General features: G+C 72.8%; 9 protein-coding genes and 1 pseudogene. All 10 read right to left on the bottom strand.

What is annotated here, in order from left to right:
- Positions 1-938 (bottom strand): Gfo/Idh/MocA family protein (locus tag CCN44_RS13835; protein WP_086697808.1); only part of this gene is annotated, 938 nt, incomplete at its 3' end.
- Positions 935-1,231, bottom strand: a pseudogene (locus CCN44_RS13830) (hypothetical protein); the annotation flags it as partial. The pseudogene CCN44_RS13830 and the gene CCN44_RS13835, both read right to left, overlap by 4 nt.
- A gap of 74 nt (positions 1,232-1,305) precedes the next feature.
- Complete coding sequence (locus tag CCN44_RS13825; RefSeq protein ID WP_059248638.1) at positions 1,306-2,190, bottom strand: carbohydrate ABC transporter permease; 885 nt, start codon at positions 2,188-2,190, stop codon at positions 1,306-1,308.
- On the bottom strand, positions 2,187-3,122 hold the full coding sequence (locus tag CCN44_RS13820) for a carbohydrate ABC transporter permease (protein ID WP_059248639.1): 936 nt from the start codon (positions 3,120-3,122) through the stop codon (positions 2,187-2,189). Before CCN44_RS13820 ends, CCN44_RS13825 begins: the two co-directional genes overlap by 4 nt.
- Before the next feature lie 148 nt (positions 3,123-3,270).
- A complete protein-coding gene (gene araD, locus CCN44_RS13815) occupies positions 3,271-5,004 on the bottom strand; it encodes an L-arabinonate dehydratase (protein ID WP_086697807.1) in 1,734 nt (577 codons plus the stop codon).
- Positions 5,001-5,912: a dihydrodipicolinate synthase family protein gene (locus tag CCN44_RS13810; RefSeq protein ID WP_059248641.1), complete on the bottom strand. Its 912-nt coding sequence runs from the start codon at positions 5,910-5,912 to the stop codon at positions 5,001-5,003. Before CCN44_RS13810 ends, araD begins: the two co-directional genes overlap by 4 nt.
- A complete protein-coding gene (locus tag CCN44_RS13805; RefSeq protein WP_059248642.1) occupies positions 5,909-6,565 on the bottom strand; it encodes a GntR family transcriptional regulator in 657 nt (218 codons plus the stop codon). The genes CCN44_RS13810 and CCN44_RS13805 overlap by 4 nt, the downstream gene beginning before the upstream one ends.
- 121 nt (positions 6,566-6,686) lie before the next feature.
- Positions 6,687-7,448 carry an MBL fold metallo-hydrolase gene (locus CCN44_RS13800; RefSeq protein ID WP_059248643.1) on the bottom strand — a complete coding sequence of 254 codons (762 nt, stop codon included), beginning with the start codon at positions 7,446-7,448 and terminating at the stop codon, positions 6,687-6,689.
- Between the two features lie 47 nt (positions 7,449-7,495).
- Positions 7,496-7,777: a hypothetical protein gene (locus CCN44_RS13795; protein ID WP_059248644.1), complete on the bottom strand. Its 282-nt coding sequence runs from the start codon at positions 7,775-7,777 to the stop codon at positions 7,496-7,498.
- 37 nt (positions 7,778-7,814) lie between these two features.
- Positions 7,815-8,120 (bottom strand): antibiotic biosynthesis monooxygenase, encoded by a 306-nt coding sequence (locus tag CCN44_RS13790; protein ID WP_086697806.1) that lies wholly within the window; start codon positions 8,118-8,120, stop codon positions 7,815-7,817.
- Between the last annotated feature and the right edge of the window lie 196 nt (positions 8,121-8,316).

The raw sequence follows: 8,316 nt of genomic DNA, 5'->3' as shown, positions 1-8,316 counted from the left end.
GAGCACCTGGACGGCGGCACCAGCAGCTCCGTGCCGCCGTCCAGGTGCTCCAGGAGGTTCTCCAGCAGGTCCATGCGGCCGTGCTCGGTCTCCTCCGGGCCGTGGCCGGTGCGCTGGAGCAGCACCCGGTCCTGCTTGTACCAGAAGGTGATCCGGCCGCTGCTGCCGTGCACCACCAGGTACGGCTCCCCGGGGTGTTCGGCGCACAGGGTCGCCGCGACCGTCACCGGCCCGTGAGGCGTGCGGACGCGGACGCAGGAGGTGTCGTCGGACTCGATGGCGTTGGCGCGCAGCAGCTCGGTCTCGATGCCGGTGACGTCCTCGGCGCGGGTGGCGCCGAGCAGGGCCAGGCCGGTGGCGACGGCGTGCGCCAGGGGGTTGGTGAGGACCCCGTCGACCACGTCGACGCCGTTCAGGCGCCGCCGGCCGGCCCAGGGCGCCCGCCGGTAATAGGCCTCGTCCCGGGCCCAGGCCCCGGCCCCGCCGACCCCGGTGACCTCGCCGATCGCGCCCTCGGCGAGCAGCCGCCGGATCGCGGGGACCGCGTGCGAGCCGAGCGACTGGAAGCCGATCTGGCAGGCCACCCGGGCCCGCTCGACCCCGTCGGCCATGCGGCGGAACTCGGCGTACGAGGGTGCGGGCGGCTTCTCCAGCAGCAGGTGCACCCCGCGCGCGGCGGCGGTGAGGGCCAGGTCGGTGTGGGTGGGGATGGGGGTGCAGATCACGGCGATCCGGGCGCCGGTGGCGTCGAGGAGCGCCCCGAGGTCGGCGGACTGCTCGGGCGTACCGAGTCCGTCCGGGATCTCCGCCTCGGTGAGCGGGGTGAGTTCGCAGATCCCGGCCAGCCGCACGCGTCCGGTGGCGGCGAGCCGGCGGATGTTGTCCAGGTGCCAGCGGCCGTGGCCGCGCGCACCCGCGAGGACGACGGGTACGGTCATGGGGTCCTCCCCGCGCCGGCACCGCGCGCCACCGCCGTGCCGGCCGCCCGGGCACTGCCGATCTTTCCGTGCGGGGTGGGCGTCCAGCCGACGTCGGCCGTGAGGTGGCGCTCACTGCCCCGGCTGTCGACGGTGTGGAGGGCGAGCAGGTCGACCGGCGTGCCGTTCGGGTGCGGCGCGCTGCCCCGGCCCGCGGTGGCCGCGTCGCCGCTGCCGACGAGCATCGCCTTGTCGTGGTCGGCGACCCGGCTCCAGGAGACGGTGACCAGGTCGGATCCGTTCGTGATGTCCAGGTCCCGGGCCTCGGCGTGCGCGGGCACGCACAGCACGCCCGGCGCAGCGGACAGGGCGGCGGTCTGACGGGCCCTCATCCCTTCACCGCCCCCGCGCTGAACCCGGTGATCAGCCACTTCTGGATGAAGGCGAACACGATGACCACCGGTACGGCCGCGATGATGCCGCCCGCCGCCAGGGCGCCCAGGTCGACGCTGTCCGCGCTCATCAGGGTGTTGAGGCCGACCGGGATGGTCTGCTTGCCCTGGTCGGAGAGGAACATCAGGGCGAACAGGAAGTGGTTCCAGGCGTGCACGAAGGCGAAGGAGCCGACGGCGATCAGCCCGGGCCGCAGCAGCGGCAGCACGACGATCCGGAAGGCGGTGAGCCGGTTGCAGCCGTCCACCCAGGCGGCCTCCTCCAGGGAGTACGGCACGTTCCGGATGAATCCGCTGATCAGGATCATCGACAGCGGCAGCTGGAAGACGGTCTCGGCGATGATGACGCTGCCCAGCGAGTTGATCATGCGCAGCTCGGCGAAGATCTGGAACAGCGGCACCAGCAGCAGCGCGCCCGGCACGAACTGGGAGCACAGCAGGGCCAGCATGAAACCGCGCTTGAGCCGGAAGTCGAAGCGGGCGAGGGCGTAGCCGCCGGCCAGCGCGACCACGGTGGTCAGCACCAGCGTGGCGAGGCCGACGTAGACGCTGTTGGCGAAGTAGGTGCCGAAGCTGCGCTCGGTCCACACCTTCTCGAAGTGCTCGAAGGTCATCGGCCAGGGGACCAGCGAGGTCGAGCCGGCCGGGCGGAGCGCGAAGAGCAGGATCCAGTAGAAGGGGATCAGGGTGAAGAGCAGGTAGACCGTCAGGGGCAGGTAGATCTGCCAGCGCGGGACCTCGTCCCAGGCGCGGCGCCTCCTGCCGGGCCGGGCGGGCTCGGCCGCCGTCCGCTCGGGCGCGGGAGCGATCTCGGTGATCACTTGGAGTCACCTCCGAACTTGCTCAGCCGCAGATAGGCGATCGAGCAGAAGAGCAGGATCACGAACGCCACCGTGGTCAGGGCGGAGGCGTAGCCGAAGTCGTGGGCGTCGACGCTCTTGTTGGCGATGTAGAGGGGGAGGGTCGTGGTCTCCCCGGCGGGTCCGCCGCCCGTCAGTGTGTACAGCAGGTCGACGTTGTTGAACTCCCAGACCGCGCGGAGCAGCGTGGACAGCACGATGGCGTCCTTCAGGTGGGGCAGGGTGATGTGCCGGAACTGCTGGAGCCGGCTCGCCCCGTCGACCTCGGCGGCCTCGTACAGGTCCCGGGAGACCGACTGGAGGTCGGCGAGGATGAGGATCGCGAAGAACGGCACCCCGCGCCACAGGTCGGCGACGATCGCCGCGGGGAAGACGGTGGAGGTGTCCGACAGCCAGCTGGTGCCGTAGGAGCCCAGGCCCGCGTCCGCCAGGTAACGGGTGATGCCCGTCTGCGAGTTGTAGAGCAGGACCCAGATGGCGGAGGTCAGCACCCCGGAGACGGCCCAGGGCGAGAAGACCAGCGCGCGGCCCAGCGCCCGCCCGACGAAGGTCTGGTTGACGATGAGCGCCAGCGCCAGGCCGAACAGCAGTTGCAGCCCGACCTCGACCACGACCCACTGGGCGCTGAAGGTCAGCGTGTCCCAGAACTGCGGGTCGTGGGCGAAGGCCCGGGTGAAGTTGTCCAGGCCCGCGAAGCCGTTCCGCCACGGCTTGGTGGGGTTGTGGTTCCGCAGGCTGTAGTAGAAGACGCTGAGCACCGGGTAGGCGATGAACCCCAGCATCAGCAGCGCCGCCGGGGCGATCAGCAGGTACGGCAGCCTGCGCGGGGTCGCGGAGGCACGGCGCCGCCTCGGTGGCGCGGGCGGTTTCGCCACGGCTGCGGCTTGGGCCATGACTGTTCTCCGTTCGCAGTTGATGGGTGCCGCCCGAAGGCGTCAGTGCGGGGCGGTGGCCGGGTGACGGGCGGGTGATTGCAGCGCGTACAGGAAGCGCTTGCTCCATGCACGTGGGTGAAGCGCTTCGACGACGGGTGTGCGGGGTTCAGCCGGCGTACGGGTCCGGCACGGTGCCCGGGCGGGCCAGGAACGCGAAGTCGCAGCCGGTGTCGGCCTGGGTGATCTGCTCGTTGTAGAGGGCGCCGTAGCCGCGCTCGTACCGGGCGGGCGGCGCCGTCCACGCGGCCCGCCTGCGGTCCAGCTCCGCGTCGTCCACGTGGAGGTGGAGGCTGCGGGCGTGGACGTCCAGGGTGATGAGGTCCCCGGTGCGGACGAGGGCCAGCGGGCCGCCGATGTACGACTCCGGCGCTACGTGCAGGACGCAGGCGCCGTAACTGGTGCCGCTCATCCGGGCGTCGGAGATGCGGACCATGTCCCGCACGCCCTGCTTCAGCAGGTGGTCGGGGATGGGCAGCATGCCGTACTCGGGCATGCCCGGACCGCCCTTGGGGCCGGCGTTGCGCAGCACCAGCACGCTGTCGGCGGTGATGCCGAGCGAGGGGTCGTTGATGGTGCGCTGCATCGTCCTGTAGTCGTCGAAGACGACGGCCGGGCCGGTGTGCCTGAGCAGACGGGGCTCGGCGGCGATGTGCTTGATGACGGCGCCGTCCGGGCAGAGGTTGCCGCGCAGCACGGCGACTCCGCCCTCGCTCGCGACCGGGTTGTCCCGGGTCCGGATGACGTCGTCGTTGTGCACCTGTGCGCCGGTGAGCTGCTCGCGCAGGGTGTCGTACGACACCGTCGGCCGGTCCAGGTGGAGCAGGTCGGTGATCCGGGAGAGGAAGCCGGGCAGGCCGCCCGCGAAGTGGAAGTCCTCCATCAGGTACCGCTGTCCGCCGGGGCGGACGTCGGCGAGGACCGGGACCGTGCGGGCGATGCGGTCGAAGTCGTCCAGGGTGAGCCGGACGCCCGCGCGGCCGGCCATGGCGATGAGGTGGATCACGGCGTTGGTGGAGCCGCCGAGACCGAGCACGGTGGTGACCGCGTCCTCGAAGGCCTCGCGGGTGAGGAGGGCGGAGAGTCTGCGTCCCTTGTGGACTTGTTCAACGATCCTCATGCCGGATCGCGCGGCCATCCGATCGTGCCCGGAGTCCACGGCCGGGATGCTGGACGCGCCCGGCACGGTCACCCCGAGCGCCTCGGCCGCGGCGGTGAGCGTGGAGGCCGTGCCCATGGTCATGCAGTGCCCGGGCGAGCGGGCCAGGCCGCTCTCCAGCTCCGCCATCTCGCAGTCGCCGATGAGACCGGCCCGCTTGTCGTCCCAGTACTTCCACATGTCGGTGCCGGAGCCGAGGACCTCGCCGCGCCAGTGGCCCGGCAGCATGGGTCCGGCCGGGACGAACACGGTGGGCAGGTCGACGCTGGCGGCGCCCATCAGCAGCGCGGGCGTGGACTTGTCGCAGCCGCCCATGAGCACCGCGCCGTCGACCGGATAGGAGCGCAGCAGCTCCTCGGTCTCCATGGCGAGCAGGTTGCGGTAGAGCATGGGGGTCGGCTTCTGGAAGGTCTCGCTGAGGGTGGCGACCGGGAACTCCAGCGGGAAGCCGCCCGCCTGCCACACCCCCCGCTTCACGGCCTGGGCGCGATCGCGCAGGTGGACGTGGCAGGGGTTGATGTCGGACCAGGTGTTGAGGATCGCGACGACCGGCTTGCCGAGGTGCTCCTCGGGCAGGTAGCCGAGCTGGCGGGTGCGGGCGCGGTGGCTGAAGGAGCGCAGCCCGTCGGTGCCGTACCACTGGTGGCTTCTCAGCTCTTCGGGCCGCTTGCGGGGTGCGTTCACAGGGACCACCCGGCGGTGATGGCGGCGACCTCGGCGCGCTCGTCCTCGGGCAGCGGCCGGCTCGGCGGGCGGACGTCCCGGCGGCACAGGCCGAGTGCGGCGAGGGCCTCCTTGACGACGGTGACGTTGTTGGCGTTGCCGTGGGCGGCGCGCAGTTCCTCGAAGCGGCGGATCTGCTCCCAGACCTTCATGGCGGCCGGGTAGTCACCGGATCGAAGCGCTTCGATCATGTTCAGCGAGACGGCGGGGGCGACGTTCACGAGTCCGGAGGTGAAGCCGGTGGCCCCGGCGGAGAAGTAGGAGGGGGCGTAGGGCTCGGCGAGGCCGGCGACCCAGACGAAGCGGTCCAGGCCCGCGTCCCGGGCGAAGGCGGCGAACCGGGCGGCGTCCGGGACGGCGTACTTGACGCCGACGACGTTCGGGCAGTGGTCGGCGAGTTCGGCGAGCCGGGCGCCGGGCAGCTGGGCGTTGCGCAGGTACGGCACCACGCCCAGCTCGGGGACGGCCTCGGCGATGGCGCGGTGGTAGTCGACCCAGCCGGCCGCCGAGACGTAGGGGTGCACGGGCTGGTGGACCATGACCATGGCGGCGCCGAGGTCGCGGGCGTGCCGGGCGGAGGCGATGGCGGTGGGCAGGTCGTGCCCGACCCCGACCAGCAGGGTGGCGCGGTCGCCGGCCTCCTCGACGGTCAGCTCGGTGACGAGGCGGCGCTCCTCGGGGGTGAGGGCGTAGAACTCGCCGGTGTTGCCGTTGGGGGTGAGGGTGGTGATCCCGCCGTCGAGCAGGCGACGCAGGAGGGCCCGGTGGGTGCCGGTGTCGACGGAGCCGTCCGCGGCGAAGGGGGTCACCGGGATGGCCACCACGCCGGCCAGGGCCGCCCGTTGCCTCTCGAACGTCACGCTGCTCATGTCTGACCTTCCTCGGGGAGGGGCTCGGGGAACGCACGGCGTACGAAGGACGCGATGTGGGCGTGCAGGGCGTTCGCGGCGCCGTCCGCGTCGCCCTCCAGCGCGAGCCGCAGGATCTCCCGGTGCTCGGCGGCCTCCCGCTCCCAGGAGGGGTCGGCCGACCAGGCGACGGCGGAGACGAGGGCGGCCTGGTCGCGGACCTCGTCCAGCATCCGGCCGAGCAGCGGGTTGCCGCACGGCAGGTAGAGGGCGCGGTGGAAGTCCCGGTTGGCGAGGGAGCGTTCGGCGGTGTCGGTGGCGGTGTCGGCGCGGGTCAGCGCGGACCGGGCGGCGTCGAGGGGGGCGCCGCGGGCGACGGCCCGGCGCAGGGCCTCGGGTTCGAGCAGCAGCCGCACGTCGTACACCTCGCGCGCCATGTCCGCGTCCACCATGCGCACCGTGACGCCCTTGTACTGGCTCATCACGACCAGGCCGGTGCCGGCGAGGGTCTTCAGCGCCTCCCGCACCGGGGTCTTGGACACCCCGAACTGCGCGGCCAGTTCCGTCTCGACCAGAGCCTGACCGGGCGTCAGCTGCCCGGTCAGGATGCGGTGTTTGATCGCGTCGAGCACGTACTGCGTGCGGGACGGGATCGGGGTGGGCACAGAGGTCATGCGGCCCTCTCGGATCTCACATATCGCGTCTCATATATGACGTACGAAGTACGACGCGTTGAAGGTAGGAGGGGGCCCGGCTTTCGTCAATGCTTATGACAAAGGAATCGGACCCGGCCGCTCAGACGCTGTGGACGCGGCCCTCGACGGCGGCGGAGGTGGGCCGGCCGGAGACGGCGGCGGCCCGTGCCGTGGCCGACTCGCGGGTGAGGGTGGGGCCGACGTGCGTCACGAGCAGCTCGCGCACGCGGGCGTCACGGGCGATACGGCCGGCGTCCTCCGGCGTCAGATGCACCTGCCGGGAGTGTTCGCTCCCGGGATGCGCGTCGATGTCCGCCTCGCACAGGAACAGGTCGGCGCGGGCGGCGAGTTCGGTGAGGGCGGCGCAGGGCCCGCTGTCCCCGGAGTACGCGAACACACTCCCCTGGCATGCGGCGCGCAGCCCGTAGCCCTCGGTGTCGTGGGCGACGGCGCGCGCGGTGAGCCGGAGGTTCCAGTGCCGGACGTCATGGCCGTCGTACAGGTCCCGGAAGTCGAAGACGCTCTTCAGGAAGTCGACGTCCGGCCGTCCGAGGAAGCCGGCCAGGCGGCGGGCGCAGCCCTCCGGCGCGTACACCGGGACGGGTGCGGGCGGGGTCATCCCGCCGAACGCGAACGCGTAGGCGGCGGACAGCAGATCGGCGCTGTGGTCGGCGTGCAGGTGGGAGATCCAGATCGCGGTGAGCCGCGCCGGATCCGTGTGCCGCTGCAACGCGGCGAACGTGCCGGGCCCGGCGTCCACCCACACCTCGGCGCCCCCGCCCGACAGCAGGTACCCGGAGCAGGGCCGGTCGGGGCCGGGGTGCGGTGAGGCCGTGCCGAGGACGGTGAGGGTGAGCGGCATGGCAGGAGGGTACGACGCCTGTTCTCCGCTCCGGCCCACGGCGCCGGTCAGATCTCCATCACCGCGTCGCAGTCCGGGCACACCAGGGACGCGTACCCGGCGGGGTACCACGGCTCCCCGGGGCGCCCGGACGGCGTCCGGGGGGCTTTCGCCATGGCGAAGGTGTCCTTGCCGCACAGGGTCCGCGGGCCGGCGGCGCCGGGCCTGCCGGGGGCCGCGGGGGCCGCGTGCACCCTGCGGGGGAGGCGTTCCGCCGCGGGCGGTCCGGCCGCGGGGGTGCGTGCGGGCACGGGCTGTTCCAGCTCGTACACGACGACGGTCTCGCTCATGTCTCCACCGTAGGCACGGCGGCCGGGCGCGGCCCGTTCACCCGCCGGCGCCGCCGGGCAGGCCGAGTTCGCGGCCGCGGTAGAAGCCTTCGCGCTCCTCGTCGACGTACGGGGCCATGGCCGCCCGCCGCCGGGCCTCCTGCTCGGAGGCCCGCCATGCGTCGCACGCCTCCCGGGAGTCCCAGAACGACACGCCGGTGACCTCCTGTCCGTCCTCGGACCAGTACGCGTAGGCCCGGTGCAGGCCCTGCGGTGCGGGCTCCGGGCGCCACGCCCTCTCGAAATCCTCCAGCGTGCCCGGCTGAAGGCGGCGCGTCGTCACCCACACGTAGTGCTCCCGCATGGCGGCTTCCTCCGTACCCGTTCGGCTCGCCCCCTCTCAGGTCACCGTAGGCCCGATGCGCCGCTTCCGCCGCCCGGCGACCGCCGGCCGGACCCGGGTCCGGCCGCCTGGGTCAGGCCCGGCGCGGCCACCCGGGGTCCCGCCCGCTCAGGCCCACCGCCCGGTCCAGCCGGGACGCGTCCGGCGGGACCGGGCG

It is taken from the genome of Streptomyces tricolor (assembly GCF_002155905.1).
GTDB lineage: Bacteria > Actinomycetota > Actinomycetes > Streptomycetales > Streptomycetaceae > Streptomyces > Streptomyces tricolor.
The sequence above is the reverse complement of the archived record's forward strand: the minus strand, read 5'-3'. Positions and strand labels throughout refer to the sequence as shown.

What these genes read in the sequence shown, in the direction of transcription:
- CCN44_RS13820 (WP_059248639.1), bottom strand. Translation starts at nt 3,122, where the DNA reads ATGGCCCAAGCCGCAGCCGTGGCGAAACCGCCCGCGCCACCGAGGCGG.
- CCN44_RS13810 (WP_059248641.1), bottom strand. Translation starts at nt 5,912, where the DNA reads ATGAGCAGCGTGACGTTCGAGAGGCAACGGGCGGCCCTGGCCGGCGTG.
- CCN44_RS13805 (WP_059248642.1), bottom strand. Translation starts at nt 6,565, where the DNA reads ATGACCTCTGTGCCCACCCCGATCCCGTCCCGCACGCAGTACGTGCTC.
- CCN44_RS13800 (WP_059248643.1), bottom strand. Translation starts at nt 7,448, where the DNA reads ATGCCGCTCACCCTCACCGTCCTCGGCACGGCCTCACCGCACCCCGGC.
- CCN44_RS13795 (WP_059248644.1), bottom strand. Translation starts at nt 7,777, where the DNA reads ATGAGCGAGACCGTCGTCGTGTACGAGCTGGAACAGCCCGTGCCCGCA.
- CCN44_RS13790 (WP_086697806.1), bottom strand. Translation starts at nt 8,120, where the DNA reads ATGCGGGAGCACTACGTGTGGGTGACGACGCGCCGCCTTCAGCCGGGC.